A 22,782-nucleotide genomic window follows, 5' to 3' on the forward strand; every position below is an offset into this window, starting at 1 on the left:
CCCGGCCAAAGCATTGATCTCATCGATCGCAGCCTGTACATCAGTGGCTACAAGGCCTGAAGCCGTATTGTCATAAGGGTTGCTCGAAGCATTGGTATCGATGGTCTGGGTTGCACCCGTCTCATCGGTATAGGTATAGGTACCATCGGCATTGTCCACCAAAGTGGAAATAGAGGTATCTGTAATGGTTGTGGTATTTCCGGCGGCATCTGTAAAATCATAAGTACCATCGCCGTTATCTACCAGAGAAACGTTACCAGCCATGGCATTGATCTCGTCAATGGCAGCCTGTACATCGGTGGCGGTCAGGCCAGATGCGGTATTGTCATAGGGGTTGGAAAGTGCCCTGGTATCAATGGTTACAGGTGTTCCATCATTGTTGTTAAAGACGTAGGTGCCGTCAAAATTATCTATGATATCAGACTTGCTTATGATCTGTGCAACACCGTCTTCGTTGGTATACGTGATCGTTCCGTCGAAATTGTCGACAAACGTGGTAAGGGTCTCCGTGAATATGGTCGTTAAACCCGTCTCATCTGTATAGGTAAAGCTACCATCTCCATTATCAGTTAGGGTAGAAATACTTGTATCACTAATGGTAGTTGTATTTCCGGCAGCATCTGTAAAGTCGTATGTACCATCGCCATTATCCACCAAAGCTACAGTTCCTGCAAGGGCATTGACCTCGTCAATAGCTGCCTGAACATCGGTAGCTACAAGACCGGAGGCGGTATTGTCGTAGGGGTTCGCAATAGCCCGTGTATCAATTGTAACCGGACTTCCATCATTGTTGTTAAATACGTAGGTGCCGTCAAAATTATCTATGATATCAGACTTGCTTATGATCTGTGCAACACCGTCTTCGTTGGTATACGTGATCGTTCCGTCGAAATTGTCGACAAGCGTGGTAAGGGTCTCCGTGAATATGGTCGTTAAACCCGTCTCATCTGTATAGGTAAAGCTACCATCTCCATTATCAGTTAGGGTAGAAATACTTGTATCACTAATGGTAGTTGTATTTCCGGCAGCATCCGTAAAGTCGTATGTACCATCCCCGTTGTCTACCATGGCCACTGTACCGGCCAGGGCATTGATCTCGTCAATAGCAGCCTGAACATCAGTGGCTACAAGGCCAGAGACCGTATTGTCATAAGGGTTGCTCGAGGCATTGGTATCGATGGTCTGGGTAGCTCCCGTCTCATCGGTATACGTATAAGTACCATCGGCATTATCCACTAAAGTGGAGATAGAAGTATCTGTGATGGTCGTCGTATTACCGGCAGCATCCGTAAAGTCGTATGTACCATCTCCGTTGTCTACCAGGGCAACTGTACCGGCAAGGGCATTGATCTCATCGATGGCAGCTTGCACATCGGTGGCTATCAAACCAGAGACTGTGTTGTCATAAGGATTGCTCGAGGCATTGGTATCGATGGTCTGGGTTGCTCCTGTCTCGTCGGTATAAGTATAGGTACCATCGGCATTATCCACTAATGTGGAGATACTTGTGTCGCTAATGGTAGTATTGTTTCCTGCAGCATCGGTAAAGGTATAAGTACCATCCCCGTTGTCTACCATGGCCACTGTACCGGCCAGGGCATTGATCTCGTCAATAGCAGCCTGAACATCAGTGGCTACAAGGCCAGAGACCGTATTGTCATAAGGGTTGCTCGAGGCATTGGTATCGATGGTCTGGGTAGCTCCCGTCTCATCCGTATAGGTATAGGTGCCATCGGCATTGTCCACTAATGTGGAAATACTTGTATCTGTGATGGTGGTGGTATTCCCTGCTGCATCCGTAAAGTCGTATGTACCATCTCCGTTGTCTACCAGGGCAACTGTACCGGCAAGGGCATTGATCTCGTCAATAGCAGCCTGTACGTCGGTGGCCGTCAATCCTGAAACTGTATTGTCATAGGTCACTTCGGCAGCGGTCTGATCGTCCGTACTACCTGCAGCTACTTCGTCTATTGCCGCCTGAACATCAGTGGCGGTCAGGCCGGAGACTGTGTTGTCATAAGGATTGCTGGAGGCATTGGTATCGATGATCTGGGTGGCTCCCGTCTCATCCGTATAGGTATAAGTACCATCGGCATTGTCCACGAGGGTGGAGATGCTCGTATCTGTGATGGTCGTGGTATTGCCCGCAGCATCTGTAAAATCATAGGTACCATCCCCGTTGTCTACCAGGGCAACAGTTCCTGCAAGGGCATTGATCTCGTCAATAGCTGCCTGTACGTCAGTGGCGGTCAGGCCGGAGGCCGTGTTATCATAGGTAACCTCAGCAGCGGTTTGATCGTCAGTGCCGACCAATCCTGAGAGATCTACAGTCCGCGTATTCCCATCCTCCAGGGTAAGGGTCACAATATTGCTGGCATCTATACTAAAGTCTGTGATGATCTGGTCGTCCGTATTGTCCAAAAATGGGGTCAGGTCCACAGACCCGCCATCTTCAAGAGTAAGGGTGTTACCTGCAAGGCTAATAGTCTGGTCATCTGTTCCCACAAGGGAGGAGAGGTCTACGGTTCGCGTATTCCCGTCTTCCAGTGTAAGGGTCACAATATTACTGGCATCTATACTAAAGTCTGTGATAATCTGGTCATCGGTATTATCGAGATAAGGAGTCAGGTCGACGGATCCACCGTCTTCAAGGGTCAGGATATTTCCCGCCAGGCTGATGGCCTGGTCATCGGTACCGGTACTGCTCAAAGCGCTCAGGTCTACGGAAACCGTATTCCCGTCCTCAATATCGAGGGACAGCAGGTTGGTGGCCGGGTTAAAGCTGAAATTCTGCAGGACCTGGTCATCCGAGGAGGTGAGCTCCCAGGTATCCCCGTCCCAGAAGTAGATCACCCCGGTATTGGTATTCACGTAAATGTCTCCCGTATCTGCACCTGAAGGTGTAGTGGTCCCGGGGGAGGTAACGGCGGTACCACTGAGTACCTCACAGTTACACTGATCCTGCAAATTCACAGTGGTTTGTGAAAATGCAAATCCCGATACCAGAAACAGAAGAAACAGGATCTTCTTATCCATGGTCAAAAACTTAAGTATGTGCCTTTCTCTTTTCAATAGATTCTTTGTCGGTTTTCACCCGATACATTATTATCAACTAACAAATTTAACCTGAACCTACCCCTAGGAAAATAATTGTTGTGTACTCGATGAAATGCATGGTCTAGGACCCAATACTTGAGGTTTTACGCTAGAAAAACCTTAAAATCCTTAAGGTTTCGTTGGTCGATCATCCCAATAATCATGGGGTTTATCGAAGGGTCTTTTCGTAGGAATTTTCTCAAAATACAGCTTCTTTCGTCCTTTTTTCAGGTGGATTTTAAAGTGTGATTCTGTATACATATAACAGGTGCGTTCGACTCGTTTTTTCAGCCTGAATTGTGCTCCCGAAATTGCTTTTTGAAGAACAAAAAAATGGTTGAGTTTTACCCTAATTTGGATTCACCCTGTAGGTGATCCTGCGGTTAGTGATCACCGAACTAGAACTCACCGTCAAACTCACTACGGCCGTATCACATAGCCCAAAGGAATCGCATACCTCATAGGTAAAGGTATCTGAACCCACGTATTCGGGGTCTGGGGTATAGGAGAAACTTCCATCGGCATTTAGGGTAAGGGACCCGTTGGATACATCGACCACAGGTGTGGTAGTGACATTGAGCACATCTCCGGCATCATCGTCTATATCATTCCCCAGCAGTCCGGTTACGGGTACGTTTAAGGTCGAGTTCTCTGTGACCGCATAGGAATCATCATAGGCACAGGGTATGGCCCTTATATTTAAAATATCTGTGGGATCTGTAACCGGGGTACAACCCTGCAGAGGGGCGATGCCTAACTGGTAATCGCCCATGGTATCTATTTCCACGCTATCCATCCCGATACCGGATATCTCAGAAAGTCCGTTAGCCGGGAAAACCACCCCGGGGGTAAGGGAATACCACACATACTCCGAAGAAGCACTGACGAATTCGGCCTGGAGGGTCAGGGTTTCCCCTGGAATGCAGGAATCAAAATCCCCCGGATCCTCTATGGTCGTATTCACCTGGGTGCCTGCAGCGCTCCCCAGGAAATCATAGGGTCCCGCAAAATCTTTAAGGTTTGAAGTAAAAGACGCTGAGGACCGAGATTTAGCCAAAACAGCACTAAATGGGGAGTCACAGGCGGCTCCCGGACCAAATAAAGCCCGGGGATCAAATCCCAGCTGGGTAAAATTAACACCCACCTCTGCAAAATAATCAGCAGAAAAATTCGCGGTATAGCCAGACGTATTGTTAGTTCCCCAAGGTGGTCCCGTGGTTGTCAGTGGATTAACCCTGCTGAGCAACGCACCTGCCGGAACTACTATTTGCCCATAGCCATAGGTACTTCCACCGTCAATATTAGTACCCCAGGTAAAGGTAGAGGTTCCTCCAGGCGATGTGCCTGGAACAAAATCACTACGCCGTACCCATAATCTCACCTCAACACCGGATACTCCACCTCCACCATAAGAGAACCCTATTATCATATCCCCTATCTGTGTTACATTTCCACCTGCATCAAATTCCCAGGCTGTATGCCCCTCTTGTGTTCCAGAATTCAAAAAATTTGGACCGGAAACCTGCAGTTCATTTACAAAAAGTTCAAAATCAATGAAGTGGTTACCAGAGGATGAAAGAGTTGAGATCATTAAGGCAACCCAAAGATCATCGGTCACATCCACACCATCGCGACGCATGTGAACCCCGGCATCAACTATGTCTGTTTTATCAGGTACCGGTGAAGTTTGCACTCCCCACTTGGTCATAGGATTTTCTCCATTCTTACCTCCTGTAAAAGTCGTTTGATCATTGGTAGATCCGGTTATCTGGTCACGGCCATACCGGGTACTATACCAAATGTATCCATTGTTGGAAGCGTAATTAGGAATACTTTGCCTGAGGTCAAAGGCAATGTTATTGTTGGCTGCCAGCTGGGCAGCATATCCCATGGCAGCTGCCGTAGCTTCATCCACCACGCCTGCTCCGGAGATCCCGTTATAAAACCAGTCGTCTGTCAACACCCCGGATAGTACGTCCCCGGAATATGCATCTGCTTCAATGCCAAAGTTGGCACCAACCCCTACCTGAGCCCTTAGATCGAGGAAACAAAGCAATCCCAAAAGCACGCATAGCAAAATAGCCGTTCGAGTAAATCGCGGCGGTAAATATGAATTAACTCTATGTCCGTCATTATTCTCCCTCATCTCATCAAAAATTAAATCCCTAATCAGGGTTCACCCTGTATGTGATCCTGCGATTTGTAATCACCGTACGCACTGCGATCTCAGAAAAGGGTGAGAATTCTGAGGTGGTATTGGCCAGGGTAGCTGTCCCCGTCAGGAAATTTCCTATTCCTATGCTGGGAGGAGCCGGGATGCGCACTTCAAACAGATTGGTATTGTCTGTATTTCCGTCTGTATCCGTATAGGAGGAGACACCCGCATCCGAATCGTCTACACTGCCCTCCACGGCAGTTCCCAGGTAGATTTGTCCTTCACCGTAATCTTTGGTATAGCCCAGTTGGTTATCGCCGGTTGCGGCTGACCCCTCATTGATATCAGTCAGGAAGAATTCCAGGGTGGCACCAGGTCTTGACCAGCCCTTGATTACAACGTTTGAACCTTCCATATAAGCAGCACTGATAATGGGAAAATTAGCGGCCCCGTTAGGCCCGACGTCCGTGTCACCATTGTCATTCAGGGTAACCCCGTCCCCCATGGTATCTGCCAGATCCAGGTCGATCCCCAGGGCATCGGCTGTGGTTCCGTTGGCATAGATGGAATTCTGTGAGATCAGGTTACCGGAAGTAGTTCCACCCCCCAGGACGATACCTGCGCCTCCGTTCTGATAGATGATATTATTAGTAATTGAAGAATTGCTGCCTTCCAGACGGATCCCGGCATTCTCGATTACCCCATTGCAGTTTCCCCCATCCTGCCCGGCTGAGGTAATGGTATTCTCTGTGATCGTAACACCCCCGGCTATTCCATTTCCATCGATACCCATCGCAGCAGACAATTCGAGCAGGTTTTGCTGGATCAGTATCCCTGTGCCCCCCGTAATGGTAATATTGTCAAAACATTTATCGTTTCCATTCCCAGTGAGGTGGTTGTTCTGTACAGTAGTTGCTGTACCCCCATTGATCAGGATCCCGGTTTCTTCATTCGTACTGAGGTAGTTACTGTCTACAGTGGCTTCCCCTCCTGTAACCTCAATACCAAAAAGGATCGCTCCGTTATTGGCCCCTAGGGCATCAACGCCGATCAGGCTGCTGGATACGGTTACAGACCCGTTATTCACCTGCACTCCTGCCAGGTCATCTGCATATATAGACAGGTTGCGGATCACATTGGCATTCCCTTCATTGATGAACGTATTGCCATCTTTGGCATGGACCTGAATCTCAGGCAGGTCATAATTCGGTAGATTTATTGCGGAAGTTCCGACCGCAGAACCTCCTGCCCCAATGCTTCCGGAATTTGTATCCCCTGAATAGGCGGTCTGGGTACGCCCGTCGATATGCGTATTGTCTCCGGTAATCGCAGTGAGGAAGTCGACATCGATATCGAATATCCCGGCAGTAAAGTTAGCATCTGCCGCCCGGCCCAGCGCATCTCCGGTTGGAGGGATCATGAATATGGAAGTGTCCTCCCCTGCAGCTGGATCAAAGATCCCGTTCGCTACGATATCCAGCCCGGCCTCTCCTGTAGCGTTAGAATTAATGATGAACTGTTCCAGGGAACCCTGCCCATCTTCGTTGGTATTAACAATGGTGTTGAAATTAAAGCCAAAATCCATCCCTGCGATCCCCTCATTCAGAATGGTAAAGCTCGAAATTGATTGCGCATTGTTTAATGTCCCCGGTCCGGGATCCTGACCAGAGGGGTCCTCTCCCCCAACACTATTGGGATCTTCCACCACCACACTCGCGATATAGTCTGTTTTAAAGGTCTGTACTGGGATACAGGTGGTACAGGTACTTCCCCCCGGACGGGTTGATCGCACCGAATTATTGACCACTCTTACGGTGTAGGAACCATTGGCCATCCCGGCAAATACATACCGGCCGGCTGCGTTGGTGGTTGTGGTAGTGACCAGGCTTCCCCCTCCGTCGTATAATTCCACCGTAGCATTAGGGATAGGAACTCCCCCTGCGGTTGCCCTGTTTCGGCCAGCACCTCCTCCGTAGTTTACATCTTCAAACACAATACCTGTGGTGAGGTTTGAAGGTACTTTCAGGGTCACCGTATTGAGGATCACAAAATCCTGCCCGGACCCGACGTTTGTGGTCACGGAAGTTTCTCCCGGTGAAATAAAAGGGGAGATATTATAGGTGTCCAGGTCCACCCCGTGAGAATTGGTATTGTTCAACGTAGGGGTAGCTGTATTATCATAATGGGTAGAATTAAAGGGATTGATGGTGGGCGTTCCCGTATTATCCCCGTCACCCACCAGGTTAAATGTTCCCAGGCCGGTAGTAACCGTAAGACTCTCGTTATTGCTCAGGGTCTGGTCCCCTTCCCAGGACTGCACCGTAGTCTTGGAACCCGTTGCCCCAATGGCGAAGAAACCACTGAGAGTATAGGAGGAGGAGGAATTGCTTTCCCCGCTGAACCCTTCGTACACGTTTATTGTGGAAGCCGGGAGGCTGTTGTCCGTATAGAATACCATCAGGGACCAGCCACCTAGAGTTGTCGCGGTGTTACAATAAGGATCGGTATTGTCTATAGTAAGCCCTGAGAATGTCCAGGTATAGGTCGACGGGTTGGGTACCGCGGTAACGATTGCGGTCACATCGGCCCTTCCCCCGTAGAAAGTCCGGTTGGTCAGGGATGTGCCATAAAGGAAATCGGCGTTCACGGTGTTTCCGTCAAAGGTTACCTGCGTATCCGGTGTGGCTCCTGAATGGGCCCAGTATAATATCGCCTGTTCTATGGTCGCAGTTGCCGGAATGGGCGTTGAAAACGTATTACTCGAACTGGTAGTAATAGCACAGGTATTCCCGGTATTGGGCTGTGTCCTAAGGGTCCCCGCTGTAGAGGTATAGTCCATATACCCGTCAAATTCGTGGGTGAGGACAAGGGGTGCGTTAAACGCATATTCGTCATCAATTATGGTGGCACTGCCCTGCCCGTCTGCGATAATTACTCCCGGGTTGCTGATATTACTCAGGTTGACAAGGAAATTCTCATCGTTGAATTCGGGAACCGCATCATCGATAAGGGTAACGACGAGCGTCTCGGTTTCCCCCGCTGTACCTGCAAATGTTAGGGTACCGCTACTGGTAGTATAATCCGATCCGGCGACCGCTGATCCGTCTGCTGTAGCCCAATCGACCGTAAACCCCCCGGCAAAAGCCTTGTTCAAAGTAACCGTGAATGTAGCTGTACCATCGTCTTCATTGACTGTGATGTCATTGATACTTATTCCGGCAGGCACATTCCCGTTGAATTGGATATTATCTATCTCATAAGCCTCTGTACTTCCCCAGGCACCGCTATTGGTGATAAAGCGTATCTGGGAATTGGCCGACATCTCGTTCGCCGCCAGGGTGTAATTCACAGATCCCGATCCATTCAGGGTGGCCACCGTATTCCATCCGGTCCCGTTCCAGAGGTCCACGTCGATCTGTTCGTTTCCGGAGATCTCCCAGTAATCCATGGTCAGGACCACTCCAGTTGCCCCGGATAGATTCAGGGACCGGGTGAGTTCTGCACTATCCATATTCTCGATTCGCAACCTGTTGGGACCCGTCCTGACAAAGATCCGACCGTTGGACGGATCATCATCATCCCCGCTTTCCACCCAATCTGTGGCAAAATTCATGGTCCCGTCATTGTTGGAGTAGGAAACGGATTCGAAATTATCCCGAAAAGTGTCCTGTCCGTACAGCACAGGTGTGACCGTACAGAAAAGTACGAAGATCAAAACCGCAACGGCTTGATTGTGTTTCATTTACTATTGGATACGGTTGGTCCAATGTAAAAATAGGGAGGGAGGCTCTGTCACCTAAAATTATGTTGTGAACCTGCCTTTATCACGTGTAAACGCACGGTATTCTGAGGTCACCTGCCTCCCAAAGACGTGGTTTCCACCTTCCTTTCATCGATCAACTCCCATAAATTCTGGATGTTTGAAAGGCCTGTATTTGTAGGATTTATCTTATATTCTAGAAAATTTTGATCCGGTAGGTCTGCTTTCGGTTGCTGATAACTCCCCTTAAACGGACCATGAGACGTGCTGCGGGTGTCAGGGTTGGGGAACAACTCGACATGGAATTGGAAACCACCACCCTGAAAAGGTGATCGTTCTGATTCACCTGAACATTTTTCACTGTCATAACAGTGGATTGTGTACCCTGGTATACTGCACCGTCAGTGATATCTGTAAAACTGCCTCCTCCGTCCGTACTGACCTGCCACTGGTACGTATTGGCATTGGAAGGAGTAATGCTGAACAGGGCGTCCATCCCCACCCATTGGGTCTGGTCGGCCCCCATTGTGGCAGTAGCCGGAAGGTCTGCTGAAACAGACAGACCGGTTCTTGAATTACTGCGGCATCCCGTGACCATATTCCGGGCTTCGGCATAGAAAATACCCGGGCCGATCGGGGTATAGGTTGTACTTCCGCTGAGCAAAAGGGTACCGCCTGACGCGGCATCGAACCAATCGGCCGTCTCCCCTGCTCCGACCGTTACACTCAACGTCGGTACGGGATCACCGGAGCAATAGGCCTGGTCGCCGTTGCTAACCGGGGCATTTACCACCGGACAGGTGCAATTGGGAGCTGTGACGGCAAGATCCGTTGCGCAGCCGTTGGCGCCTGTAACCGTTGCTATGATATCTGTTCCATTGGGAATATTGGCGATACTCCATTGATTGCCCGAAATATTGGTTACCGTTCCGTCTGTACTTGTTACTGTCCCGTTGCTCACCGTAACTTCCAGGGAATAGGTGTTGGTGAAGAAATTACAGGCCGGGGCGCTCGAAATACTGATCGTGGGGCTGTCTTCTATGGTCAGAGTAACAGGGGTCCTGAAAATGCTCTTCCGGTTGGGATCACTGCTATCCACACTTTCTGCGTAATAGGTGATGGTCCCCACGGTGCTCAGGGTCGGGCTGACCTGTGTCCCACCTTCGGCCGTGTTATACCAGTCCACATAAGCTCCGGAAGGCGGAGTTGCAGATGCGGTGAGTGTCTGTATGGGCGATTCTTCACATTCCGTGATATCCCCGTCACTGGTCGGTGGGGGCAGGGCCGATTCAATTTCATCAAAGGAGTAATCTGCACCTCCATTTCCATTACAGGTAGAAAACTTTTCGCTTCCGATAAAGATGACCTGAGAAGCATTACAACTTTTGGATGTACTTATAGTACCTCCGTTATTGTAGATGATAGCACCCTCCGGAAATCGGATATTGGCATTCTTGACCCATTCCAGGATCCCGTCTGATTCTACGGCGAGGGTTTCTATGTTCACATCGAAATCCCCATTGTCGGGCAGCAGGAGGATGTCGTTACCTCCCGAATTGTCCCCAATCACCAAATTGGTCAGGGTATAGGCAGTGATGTCGACGTTCAGGGTTACCGTGTTACCGTTTCCGATGAGCACTTGGTCTGCATCCGCATTTTGGCCCGGATAATTGGTTGCGGCGACCCAGGCGACGCCATTGTAACGTTGCCATATGGCCGGATTACTCCAGTTTCCGGTACCGGCAGAGCGATAATCTCCTGCCGACTGGGCAGATATCTGGATGCTGCTACAAAGGAGAATAATTAAAACAGCATAGTTTGAGAAGGCGAAAAGAAGGTCAATTCGTTTTCTAAAGCAGCCGTAACCGATACGCATGTGTGAGTTAGCAATTTTTTAAAGGGAACATACCCGAGTCCTTTTCAGGACTATTGCTAAGCTACTCAGATCGAATTAATGGTGAGAAAAATTGTTGTAAAACCCAAAATTGATGATGTGAAATCCCAACTAGTAACAACAGTTCTCCCCTTCCTCACATAGAATCAGGAATTCTGACCTGCGATTCAGCTGGTGCTTGGCAGCTGAACACCTCACCCCGTCCGCACATTCGTTGACGAGTTTGGTCTCCCCATAGCCTGCGTATTTCAGTCGGTCCATGGCTATGCCTTTGGAGGCGATATATTCTACCGTTGCCTTGGCCCTGCGTTCAGAAAGGGGCTGGTTATAGGAATTGGGACCCCTTGAGTCTGTGTGGGAATTTACCTGAATCCTGAGACTGGGGTACAGGATCATTGCATCGACGATTATGTCTAGTTCATCCTTGTAGTCATCCTTGATATCCGACTTGTCAAAGTCAAAGAAGATGGTGGGATCCAGGCCGAGTAATTTAGCCAGGTCTGTACCGTAATCCACACAACTGGTCTCCATATAAAAATCAACCATCCTCAGTTCGCAGGGGGCGATCTCCAGGTACTCTTCAATTGTAGTATACGCTTCCCGTGTAGCCCTTACAAAGTTATTCCTGGTCCTGTCTATAGTTACCTCATAGGCACCTTCCTCATCGGTAAAAGTTGAAGCGATCACTTCGTTGTTGTCGTCTATGATCTGGATCGTGGTCCCTGCCAGAGGCAGGAGTGTAACCTTGTCTCGCACGATCCCAGTGAGAACTTTAGGATTGATGCACTTGGCCGTAAAGGCGTAAATGTTATCAGAAGTATCCTCTGAGGTTTTACTCCCTGAAACGACAGTTCTTGGCCTGTTGGAAGCAAAGAAGCCGTATTCTTTTTCGCTGTCGTAAATGAAAGTAAAGTCGTCATAGGGCGTATTGACCGGTTCCCCCAGATTTTCAGGGACAGAGGCAACCTTGCCTTCTGCATTCAGGTTTACTGAATACACGTCCATCCTTCCCATCCCGCCCAGGCGGTCTGAAGAAAAATAGAGTTTACCTTCCTCACTGACAAAAGGGAAACTTTCCCTGAACTGGGTATTGACCCGATCCCCAAGGTTGTCTATCCTGCCGTAGATCCCTGAGTCATTGATATTGACCACAAAGAGGTCGGACAGTCCCTTGCTGCCCGGCATATCTGAAGTGAAATACAACCTGGAATTGTCAGGGCTCAGTGCGGGATTGGCGAAGGAATACCCTTCGACATTAAAGGACTTATCACCATTGGGATTTTTATACCAATCTTCATCCGCAATCTCCCATCCCTCGGCTCCATGAACAGCTTTGTAGATCTTCAGGCGCACAATATTATCGGGGCCTTTCACCAGATCCCCATCCCTGAAATTGGAGGCCGTAAAATACATGGTATTCCCGTCGGAGGAAAAAGTAGCAGTAGATTCATCTACCTTGATCGCAGTCGATTCTGCATCTCTTGCGTTGATCCCGTTACCTTTTAGATTCAATTTGTTGATGACCATCATAGAGTCCTCATTATAACCGAGCTGGTAAAGGTCGAGAAAGTCTTTGTTGGTCCCGCTGTGGCGATACCTGTGGAACATCCCTGTATCCCTGTCGGAGGAAAAAATGAGACCCTCCTTATAAAATACAGGTGCAAAATCAGAGAAATCCTTCAGATTTACACTGTCTTTCAAGTTCTTAATATAGGTTTTCAAGTCCTGTATTTCATACTTCCTGGTGGTTTGGACCACAGACCTCGCCCCGGATTCATCCAGGAAGGCCTCGAGTTTTTCCATGGCGTCCTTTTCACGTCCTATGGCCCTGAGACTCTGACCATACCGGAAATTGTACTCCACAGGGACCTCAAAATCAGCTTTCTCCTCTGCCCTTTCATATAAAAACTCATAGACCTTGACCGCATTCTCGTAATCCGCTATAAAGTAATAGGAATCCCCCAGTTTCATCAATACCGTGTCCTTCACCTTATCGGGCTTCTCCATGAGGCGTTTCTGGTACACCTTGGTGTACATCGTATATGTATACTTTTCTCTTTTCTTCTCGGGAGCATCCTGAGCAAACAGACCGCCCAAAACAGCCGAGAAAAATATGCAGGTGATCAGTAAACGCTTTGTCATGAAATACATAATTAAAAGAATCTAGGTGATACCAGGCCACGGAATGAACGGACCAGTTCAAACCTCAGGAATACCTCAAAAGAACCGTCATTAAATCTCGTACCCCCGAGTTCGGTGATCTCGCGATCATAAGCCAGGCCGAGCATGAGCTGGTCAGACAACTGAAATCCGAAAAGTGCACTGGCAGCGGCATCCCATCTGTAAGCAGCACCAAAGGAAAATTTATCATTCAGCAGGAAGGTCCCAGAAAAATCGAGCTGAAGGGGAGCTCCGCCAACGGCTTTCATCAGGAAGGCCGGCTTGAATTTAAAGTTGTAGTTCAGGTCAAAGACGTACCCCGTAATCAGGTAAAAGTTCATACGTTCGGTCGACTGGAACTGGACTGAGTTAGCGTCACGCTGTGAATTATCGAAATAATCCGACTCAAGCAGATTGGGTACAGAAAGCCCAAGGTAGTATCGATTGGTGTGATAATAGAGTCCCAAACCGAAGTTGGGAGAAAAATTGTTGGTGATATCGGCCCCGTCATTGATAGGTTCCTGATCGAAATTCCTCAATTGCTGAAAATCGAGGTTCAGCAGGTTTCCCCCAACCTTCAATCCGAAGGACAGTTTTCTGTCCTGGGGAAAATCGAGTGTATATGAAACAACCCCGTCAAAATAGGTCTCCTGTACCACCCCGTTCCCGATATTGTCGTTCACGACCGAGATCCCGTATCCCAGTTTACTGTTCCTGATCGGAGAGTGCAGGTTCAGGGTCTGGGTTTTTGGGGCACCGTCAAGGCCTACCCATTGAGCCCTGTACATAGCCGCCATGCTGAGCTGCCCCCTTGAGCCTGCATAGGCCGGGTTCACACTCATTGTATTGTACATGTACTGGGTGTACTGGGAATCCTGCTGTGCCAGAAGAGGATCGCACAAGGCTATAATCCATAGTAAGATTACAAGAGGATTTTTATAGAATTTCATAGTCATTTGCTTCTGTTATTTACTCAAATACAAGTAACCCGTATCTGTGATCCTTTCCTGATCCAGGTCGTATTCAAAGATATAGAAATAAACCCCTGCGGGCAGGTAATCATTGGTGCTCAGGGTAGAGCGACCCCTGGATCTTCCGTCAAAGACGTTGTTCTGGTTGTTGTAGTTTGATCCTTCATACACCGCTATTCCCCAGCGATTGTAAATTTTTAGGGTGTTGTTCTTCGCAAAATCAACATCCCGGATAAAGAGGAAATCATTTCTACCATCACTGTTCGGGGTAACCATCTGGTTCACTTCGATTTTGAAGGTAGTGACGATCTCTGAGACCAACACGGTCACTATAGCCGTATCGCAATTATCCGGATCTGCAACTTCGCAAATCGTATACTCAATGGTATAGGTTCCCGGAGGAGTACCGGCCAGTACGGTCACCGTTCCGTCTGCATTGACGGTAAGCGGACCTGTAGGCGTGGACGTAATGACCAAATCAGAGGGATTCACAGGTTCTCCATTCAGGGTGTCATTATCCAGCACATTGCTGTCTGCCACCAGGCCTCCTGTATCCCCATCGACGACAACTTCTGTAAAGTCGTCATCCACCGCATCGATCAAATTGGGGGCCATGCCCACTTCTACGAGTACTGTTGCGGTATCACAATTCTCAGGGTTGGCCACCTCACAGATCGTGTAATCAATGGTGTACATGCCCGGAGCAGTATCAGGCGCCACAGTGACCGTGCCGTCTGCATTGACGGTAAGCGGACCTGTGGGCGTTGAGGTAATTACCACGTCAGAAGGATCCACAGGTTCTCCATTCAGGGTATCATTGTCGAGGACATTACTGTCTGGCACGACCCCTCCGGTTGTCCCATCCACGGGTACTGAGGTAAAGTCATCATCTACGGCATCGATCATGTTGGGTCCCATCCCCACCTCAACCGTGACCGTTGCCGTATCACAATTCTCTGGGCTGGCCACCTCGCAGATGGTATAATCTATAGTGTACGTACCCGGAGCGGTATCCGGTGCCACACTGACCGTTCCGTCTGCATTGACCGTTAGCGGCCCTGTTGGAGTGGAAGTAATCACCACATCAGCGGGGTCTACAGAGATCCCATTCAGGGTATCATTATCCAGGACATTGCTGTTGGATACCACACCACCTGTTGTTCCATCCACAGGATTTGAAGTAAAATCATCATCCACGGCATCGATCCCCGGAGCTCCAATAAGTACGGTAACCGTTGGGTCATCAGGATTACCGTCCCCGTCACTGTCATTGTCGGTCGGATCATCAGGATCGTCAGAAAGTGAGCTGACAGGTCCGTTGTCCGGAATAAAGCCTGTTACAGTTGCCGTATTCTGGAAACTGCCGGCATCGATATCTTCCTGGGTGATGGTATACGTCGCCGTGAAGGTTGTACTGTCTGTCTGCCCGGGCTCTAGGGTGGTCAAAGGTCCACCACTCACCTCTACCAGGGGATCAGTGATCGTAATATTGCCAAGTGGAACCGTACCGGTATTGATCACCGTAAAGGTATAGCTGATGGTTTCTCCAGCCTGGGCATACCCGTCATTATTCTCATCGTTAAAAGTATCCACTTTGAGTACAACGATATCTGGTCCCCCTTCCACAACTACTGTCACAGAGCCTGTGTCGCAGTTGGTCGGATTAGCTACCTCACAAATGGTGTACTCAATGGTATAGGTGCCCGGAGACGTATCAGACGCAACGGTCACCGTACCGTCTGCATTGACGGTAAGCGGGCCAGTTGGCGTACTGGTGAGCACCACATCGGCAGGATCCACAGGCTGGCCGTTCAAAGTGTCGTTGTCCAGCACATTGCTGTCCGGTACTACGCCCCCGGCCTCCCCGTCTACGGGAGTGGCGCTGAAGTCGTCATCCACCGCGTCGATCACGTTGGCTCCCGGATCCACGACCACGGTTACTGAACCCGTATCGCAATTGGTCGGGTTGGCCACCTCACATATAGTGTATTCAATCGTATAGGTTCCTGCTGGCGTATTAGGCGCTACGGTCACCGTGCCGTCTGCGTTGACGGTAAGCGGGCCCGTTGGCGTACTGGAGAGCACCACATCGGCAGGATCCACAGGTTGGCCGTTCAAAGTGTCATTGTCCAGCACATTGCTGTCCGGTACCACGCCCCCGGCTACCCCGTCTACAGGAGTGGCGCTGAAGTCGTCATCCACCGCGTCGATCACGTTGGCTCCCGGATCTACCACTACGGTTACTGAACCGGTATCACAGTTTGTCGGGTTGGCCACCTCACAGATGGTGTATTCAATCGTATAGGTGCCTGCTGGCGTATTAGGCGCTACGGTCACCGTACCGTCTGAATTAACGGTAAGCGGGCCCGTTGGCGTACTGGAGAGAACCACATCGGCAGGATCCACAGGTTGGCCGTTCAAAGTGTCATTGTCCAGCACATTGCTGTCCGGTACCACGCCCCCGGCTACCCCGTCTACAGGAGTGGCGCTGAAGTCGTCATCCACCGCGTCGATCACATTGGCTCCCGGATCTACGACTACGGTCACTGAACCGGTATCGCAATTGGTCGGGTTGGCTACCTCACAAATGGTGTATTCGATCGTATAGGTGCCTGCTGGCGTATTAGGTGCTACGGTCACCGTACCGTCCTCATTGACGGTAAGCGGGCCCGTTGGCGTGCTGGTGAGCACCACATCGGCAGGTTTCACAGGCTCGCCATTCAGGGTGTCGTTGTCCAGTACATTACTGTCCGGCACAACCCCTCCGGCAACCCCGTCTACAGGAGTAGTGCTGAAGTCGTCATCCACCGCGTCGATCAAGTTGGCACCTACCGTTATAGTTACGGTTGCTGAAGCACACACATCGGGTTCAGGATCTGTGTTGCATACCTGATAAATTATGGTAACTGTGGAGTTTGATTCGGAAATATCAGGAGTAAAGGTGAGTTCCCCTGTTTCCGGGTCAAAGGAGACAGCGCCTGTTGCCGTACCCCCGATCTGGGTAATCGCAGTCGTGCCCAGATTATTGGGATCGTTATTCGGCAGGTAATCGTCGTTGGCCAGGATATTGATGGTCACCGCGGTCTCGGCAGCAGTTTCACCTTCATCATCCACAGCGGTAGCCACCAGCGGATTGGGATCTCCTCCGTTGGGATTCCCATCTCCGTCACAGTCTATCGCATCCCACTCGGCAGAAGGATCGAGCGTCTGGCTCGCCAACACCAGGGAACAGGGATCAAGAGGATCTGTGCCATCGTTGTTTTCATCTCCATTGGTCACCCCATCTCCGTCACAATCCAAAGCGAGATAGTCATCACTTTGTGCAACGGTAATGCTGTCCGGATTATATGAACAGGGATCCAGAGGATCCGTCTGATCGTTTACCTCGTCGGAGTTGGTCACCCCATCCCCATCGCAGTCGAGATTATTCCACTCATCGGTGGTGTCTACCGTCTGACTTGTCAGGACGAAGGAGCAGGGATCCAGAGGATCAGTACCGTCGTTGTTCTCATCTTCGTTGGTCACCCCATCCCCGTCACAATCGGCAACCAGGTAGTCGCCGCTCTGGGCGAGGGTAATACTGTCAGGGTTGAAAGAGCAGGGATCCAGAGGATCGGTCTGGTCATTCACCTCGTCTGAGTTGGTCACCCCGTCCCCGTCACAGTCGAGGTTGTTCCATTCCTCGGTGGTGTCTACAGTCTGACTTGTCAGGACGAAGGAACAGGGATCCAGAGGATCAGTACCGTCGTTGTTCTCATCTTCGTTGGTCACCCCATCGCCGTCACAATCAGCGAGCAGGTAGTCGCCACTCTGGGCCACGGTAATACTGTCAGGGTTGAAAGAGCAGGGATCCAGCGGATCGGTCTGATCAGTTACCTCGTCTGAGTTGGTCACCCCGTCCCCGTCACAGTCGAGGTTGTTCCATTCCTCGGTGGTGTCTACCGTCTGACTTGTCAGCACAAATGAACAGGGATCCAGGGGATCAGTACCGTCGTCGTTCTCATCTTCGTTGGTCACCCCATCACCATCACAATCGGCAACCAGGTAGTCGCCGCTTTGTGCTAGCGTAATACTTTCAGGATTAAAGGAGCAGGGATCCAGGGGATCGGTCTGATCATTTACCTCATCTGAGTTGGTTACCCCGTCCCCATCGCAGTCGAGATTGTTCCACTCATCTGAGGGATCCACAGTCTGGCTGGTCAGGATAAAGTCGCAGGGGTCGAATGGGTCGGTGCCGTCATTATCTTCATCTCCATTAGTAACGCCATCCCCGTCACAATCGGAGACCACATAATCGCCGCATTGCTCCACAGTAATGCTATCAGGATTAAAGGAACATGGATCCAGCGGATCAGTCTGGTCGTCCACCTCGTCTGAGTTGGTTACTCCATCGCCATCGCAGTCCAGGTTATTCCACTCATCGGTGGTGTCTACTGTCTGACTTGTCAGAACGAAGGAACAAGGATCCAGAGGATCAGTACCGTCGTTGTTCTCATCTTCGTTGGTCACTCCATCCCCGTCACAATCTGCAGCCAGGTAATCGCCGCTTTGAGCAAGGGTGATACTTTCAGGATTGAAAGAACAGGGATCCAGGGGATCGGTCTGATCGTTCACCTCGTCTGAGTTGGTCACTCCATCTCCGTCGCAGTCCAGGTTGTTCCACTCATCGGTGGTGTCTACTGTTTGGCTTGCAAGTATAAAATCACAAGGGTCGAAGGGATCTGTTCCATCATTGTCCTCGTCCCCATTGGTCACGCCATCCCCGTCACAATCGGAGATCACATAATCTCCGCATTGCTCCACAGTAATGCTATCAGGATTAAAGGAACAGGGATCCAGCGGATCAGTCTGGTCGTCTACCTCGTCTGAGTTGGTAACCCCATCCCCATCGCAGTCCAGGTTGTTCCACTCGTCCGAAGGATCAACGGTCTGGCTGGAAAGGATAAAGTCGCAGGGGTCGTTGGGATCGGTATTGTCTTCTTCTTCATCCTCATCGGTCACCCCGTCCCCATCAGTGTCCGGGTTGTTATCAGGATCTAGATAATCAGGCGTTCCGTCTTCATCCGAATCATCATTGGTAGGATCTCCGTCCTCATCAGCATCTTCATCCGGGGTATCTATTCCATCGCCATCATCATCGATATCGCGGTAATTCACGTCCTCTGTCCCATCAGTATCCGGCAGGTCATTGGCAGGGTCGTCTACCTCGTCATTAACGTCAAAACCATCATTGAGGTCTGAGCCTTCGTACCCATCATCGAGTCCATCTCCATCGGTATCATTTCCCGTAAAGTTTTGATCGGGGATACCGTCAAAGTTAAAATCGTTCCCTTCATTATTGTCTGGAACGGTATCATTATCTGTATCCAGATCCCGATAATCAGGCTCATCAGTACCGTCTGTGTTCTGAGGGGTAATACCGTTGTTCTCATACGCATCGTCCAGCCCGTCCTGGTCCGTGTCCATTCCGGACGGAGAAACGTACCCAGATGTAGACTGTCCTTCGACATTATCAGGAATACCGTCATTGTCAGAATCGATGTCTCGGTAATCAGGGTTGGCATCTCCATCCGTATTGACGGGAGTTAAACCTTCACCTGCCCCGGGTGTGGATTCGTAATGATCATCCAATCCGTTCCCATCACTGTCGTTGGTACAGACCGGGATATACCCTGCAGAGGTCTGGGATTCCACGTTGTCGAGAATCCCATCGTTATCAGAATCTATATCCTTGTAATCAGGGATACCATCTCCGTCGGTGTCTACGGCGGTCAGTCCGCAAGAATTGTCAGGAATCTCAGGACAGGGGCCCAGAGTATCTCCATGGTCCAGGTGTGCCTGAACTGCTTCAGGGGCCACAGTAATCTCGTGATATCCATTTCTCGGATTATTGGGACTTTTATCTTCCCTGTGGCACAGGGTAACCTTGTCTTTGCCCTGGTATTTGCTCGCTTTGCTGTTGTAATCACAAACTCCATCCCCCGTTTTGGTATCGTCCTCTTCGGGACAGGCGTATGCATCATCCAGTCCATCTCCATCTGCATCAATCCCTGAAGGGGCAATGTATCCGGAACTACTCTGAGCTTCCACATTGTCGAGGATACCATCATTATCCGAATCAATGTCGAGATAATCAGGAGTACCATCTCCGTCGGTATCAGTTGGATTGGTGGTATGATCTTTATCCCCATCTAAATCTGCATCCTCAAAAATATCCAGGATGCCGTCGTTATCGTCATCTACATCGTCCTTGTCCTTCACCCCGTCCCCATCGGTATCGGTGTTTTTATTGGATTTTTTGACAAGGCCGGATTCCGGGTTTGAGATGCCATAAGAGACCTCCGCAGGCATAAGAAGGATAAGGGAAAAAAGCAGAGAAAAAATAAATGCCTTTTGGGTTCTCAAAAAAGTAAAGTTCTCCATGTGGGTTAGTTTTTTGAACTAAGCACCATGGCGGTAGGGAGGACGTATGGGTAAGACTTTGGGAGTCTGAAAGTACTGTGCAAGATATGTTTTTCGCACCGATCCTCAAATTGTTTAATCTCAATCTTCCCCGACTCTCTTTAAGAGACCAGAATTTTCGATAAACTGATATAAAGTAGGTTTTTTCCTACGTTGCTTTTTTGCATTTTATCGATATTCTCATTACCGGGGATCCCTGTTCATCGGCAATATTTGCATCTCGTCTTGCTTCGATCTAAAATATCCTTTTTTGAGTTCCGGAGAGAAGCCTTTGCTTTATGTTCACGCTACTCGGAGTCAACCCGATAAATTCCACTATTTTTGCAAAAATTTTTGCAGTGAATTTTAAAAAAGAGATCGCAAAGCGCAGGACATTTGGTATCATCTCCCACCCGGATGCGGGAAAGACCACCCTTACAGAAAAATTGCTGTTGTTCGGAGGTGCCATTCAGGAAGCAGGAGCGGTCAAAAGCAATAAGATCAAGAAATCGGCCACCAGTGATTTTATGGAGATCGAGCGGCAGCGTGGGATTTCCGTTGCCACTTCGGTTCTGGCCTTTCATTACAAAGACAAAAAGATCAACATCCTCGATACACCGGGGCACAAGGATTTTGCAGAAGACACCTTCCGGACCCTGACGGCCGTAGACAGCGTGATCGTGGTCATCGACGTGGCCAAAGGGGTAGAGGAACAGACTGAGAAACTCGTCGAGGTATGCCGGATGCGCAAGATCCCTATGATCGTTTTTATCAATAAACTCGACAGGGAGGGAAAGGATGCGTTCGATCTCCTGGACGAAGTGGAACAGAAACTGGGACTCACAGTGACACCCCTGAGCTTTCCCATCGGTATGGGATATGATTTCAAGGGGATATACAATATCTACGAGAAGAACATCAACCTGTTCAGTGGCGATAGCAAAAAGAACATTGAGGAGACGATCGCCTTCGACGATCTGAGCAATCCCGAGCTTGAAAAGATCATCGGGAACAAGGCAGCCGATGACCTCAGGGAACACCTGGAACTCATCCAGGCGGTGTACCCCGACTTTGATAAGGAGGCATACCTAAAAGGAGACCAGCAACCCGTTTTCTTCGGCTCAGCCCTGAATAATTTCGGGGTAAGGGAACTGCTCGATTGTTTTATCGAGATCGCACCTCCGCCCAGGGATAAAAAGGCGGAAGAAAGGATGGTCAGGGCCGATGAGAAGCAAATGACAGGCTTTGTATTCAAGATCCACGCCAACATGGACCCGAAACACCGGGACCGACTCGCCTTCGTTAAGGTGGTATCGGGCACCTTTGAACGCAACAAACCCTACCTGCACGTACGTCACGATAAAAAACTGAAATTCTCCAGCCCAAATGCCTTTTTTGCTGAGAAAAAGGAGATCGTAGACGTTTCCTTCCCGGGAGATATTGTCGGCCTGCACGACACGGGGAATTTTAAGATCGGGGATACCCTAACCGAAGGGGAGGTCATACACTACAAGGGGATTCCCAGCTTTTCACCCGAGCACTTCCGCTATATCAACAACGCCGATCCGATGAAAGCCAAGCAACTCAACAAAGGGATAGACCAGCTGATGGATGAAGGGGTAGCTCAGCTCTTTACCCTGGAGATGAACGGAAGGAAAGTCATCGGCACAGTGGGAGCCCTGCAGTACGAGGTGATCCAGTACCGTTTGGAACACGAATACGGGGCCAAGTGCACCTATGAGAACTTTCCGGTGCACAAAGCTTGCTGGGTGGAGCCGGAGGATCCTAAAAGTGAGGAATTCGCAGAATTCAAGAGGGTCAAACAGAAGTTTTTAGCCAAGGATAAAAGGGGGCAGCTCGTCTTCCTGGCCGATTCGGCCTTTTCCCTCCAGATGACCCAGCAGAAGTACCCCAAGGTAAAACTGCATTTTACTTCTGAGTTCGATTGACAGCAAAAAAAATCCGGAGATCATCCGGATTTTATTCTATGCCTCCCCTGTAGGCCCGAAATTAAGCGGGATAGGAGGTTGTTCATAATCCTTGATCGTGCCGTGGGCCTTTTCGAAACGACTCACGTTCTCGTTAAGCGCTTTGAGAAATTTCTTGGCGTGTTGAGGGGTGAGCACGATGCGGCTCTTCACTTTCGCCTTCGGCGCCCCCGGCATCAGACTGATAAAATCGATCACAAACTCCGAAACTGAATGGTTGATGATGGCCAGGTTGGAGTAGGTACCCTCCGCGGTCTTCTCATCCAGCTCTATGTTGATCTGTTTCTGTTTTTTCTCATTCTCGGCCATAACCACTT

Annotated in this window: 9 protein-coding genes; 1 reads left to right on the forward strand and 8 read right to left on the reverse strand. The window is 49.7% G+C overall.

Going from position 1 to position 22,782, the window contains the following annotated elements; translation table 11 throughout:
* The 7 genes from IEV19_RS04360 to IEV19_RS04390 form a co-directional block, all read right to left on the reverse strand.
* Positions 1 to 3,036: beta strand repeat-containing protein (locus IEV19_RS04360; protein WP_194419537.1), on the reverse strand; the 3,036-nt coding region annotated here is incomplete at its 3' end.
* A gap of 409 nt (positions 3,037 to 3,445) precedes the next feature.
* Positions 3,446 to 5,158, reverse strand: coding sequence for an Ig-like domain-containing protein (locus tag IEV19_RS04365; protein ID WP_188369461.1), 1,713 nt, complete (start codon positions 5,156 to 5,158; stop codon positions 3,446 to 3,448).
* 103 nt (positions 5,159 to 5,261) lie between these two features.
* Entirely contained in the window at positions 5,262 to 8,993 is a 3,732-nt protein-coding gene (locus tag IEV19_RS04370; RefSeq protein ID WP_188369462.1) for a Calx-beta domain-containing protein, read from the reverse strand.
* Positions 8,994 to 9,207: 214 nt separating this feature from the next.
* Positions 9,208 to 10,887 (reverse strand): Ig-like domain-containing protein, encoded by a 1,680-nt coding sequence (locus IEV19_RS04375; protein ID WP_188369463.1) that lies wholly within the window; start codon positions 10,885 to 10,887, stop codon positions 9,208 to 9,210.
* Between the two features lie 129 nt (positions 10,888 to 11,016).
* The gene (locus IEV19_RS04380) at positions 11,017 to 13,047 is read right to left on the reverse strand and encodes an OmpA family protein (protein WP_188369464.1); all 2,031 of its coding nucleotides are present in this window, start codon (positions 13,045 to 13,047) and stop codon (positions 11,017 to 11,019) included.
* A gap of 11 nt (positions 13,048 to 13,058) precedes the next feature.
* Positions 13,059 to 14,015, reverse strand: a complete 957-nt coding sequence (locus IEV19_RS04385) for a PorP/SprF family type IX secretion system membrane protein (RefSeq protein ID WP_373284802.1) — start codon at positions 14,013 to 14,015, stop codon at positions 13,059 to 13,061.
* Positions 14,016 to 14,030: 15 nt separating this feature from the next.
* The gene (locus IEV19_RS04390; RefSeq protein ID WP_188369466.1) at positions 14,031 to 20,459 is read right to left on the reverse strand and encodes a T9SS type B sorting domain-containing protein; all 6,429 of its coding nucleotides are present in this window, start codon (positions 20,457 to 20,459) and stop codon (positions 14,031 to 14,033) included.
* Between the two features lie 377 nt (positions 20,460 to 20,836).
* On the opposite strand from IEV19_RS04390, the gene IEV19_RS04395 reads away from it, so the two are divergent.
* Entirely contained in the window at positions 20,837 to 22,426 is a 1,590-nt protein-coding gene (locus IEV19_RS04395; protein ID WP_188369467.1) for a peptide chain release factor 3, read from the forward strand.
* Positions 22,427 to 22,462: 36 nt separating this feature from the next.
* Here IEV19_RS04395 and IEV19_RS04400 read toward each other — a convergent pair whose 3' ends face one another.
* Entirely contained in the window at positions 22,463 to 22,774 is a 312-nt protein-coding gene (locus tag IEV19_RS04400) for a DUF3467 domain-containing protein (RefSeq protein ID WP_188369468.1), read from the reverse strand.
* Between the last annotated feature and the right edge of the window lie 8 nt (positions 22,775 to 22,782).

Source organism: Muriicola marianensis (assembly GCF_014638095.1).
GTDB classification, from domain to species: Bacteria; Bacteroidota; Bacteroidia; order Flavobacteriales; family Flavobacteriaceae; genus Muriicola; species Muriicola marianensis.

Bases quoted from the DNA above. Each gene is read 5' to 3' on its own strand.
- IEV19_RS04370 (WP_188369462.1), bottom strand. From the start codon at position 8,993: ATGAAACACAATCAAGCCGTTGCGGTTTTGATCTTCGTACTTTTCTGT.
- IEV19_RS04375 (WP_188369463.1), bottom strand. From the start codon at position 10,887: ATGCGTATCGGTTACGGCTGCTTTAGAAAACGAATTGACCTTCTTTTC.
- IEV19_RS04380 (WP_188369464.1), bottom strand. From the start codon at position 13,047: ATGACAAAGCGTTTACTGATCACCTGCATATTTTTCTCGGCTGTTTTG.
- IEV19_RS04385 (WP_373284802.1), bottom strand. From the start codon at position 14,015: ATGAAATTCTATAAAAATCCTCTTGTAATCTTACTATGGATTATAGCC.
- IEV19_RS04390 (WP_188369466.1), bottom strand. From the start codon at position 20,459: ATGGAGAACTTTACTTTTTTGAGAACCCAAAAGGCATTTATTTTTTCT.
- IEV19_RS04400 (WP_188369468.1), bottom strand. From the start codon at position 22,774: ATGGCCGAGAATGAGAAAAAACAGAAACAGATCAACATAGAGCTGGAT.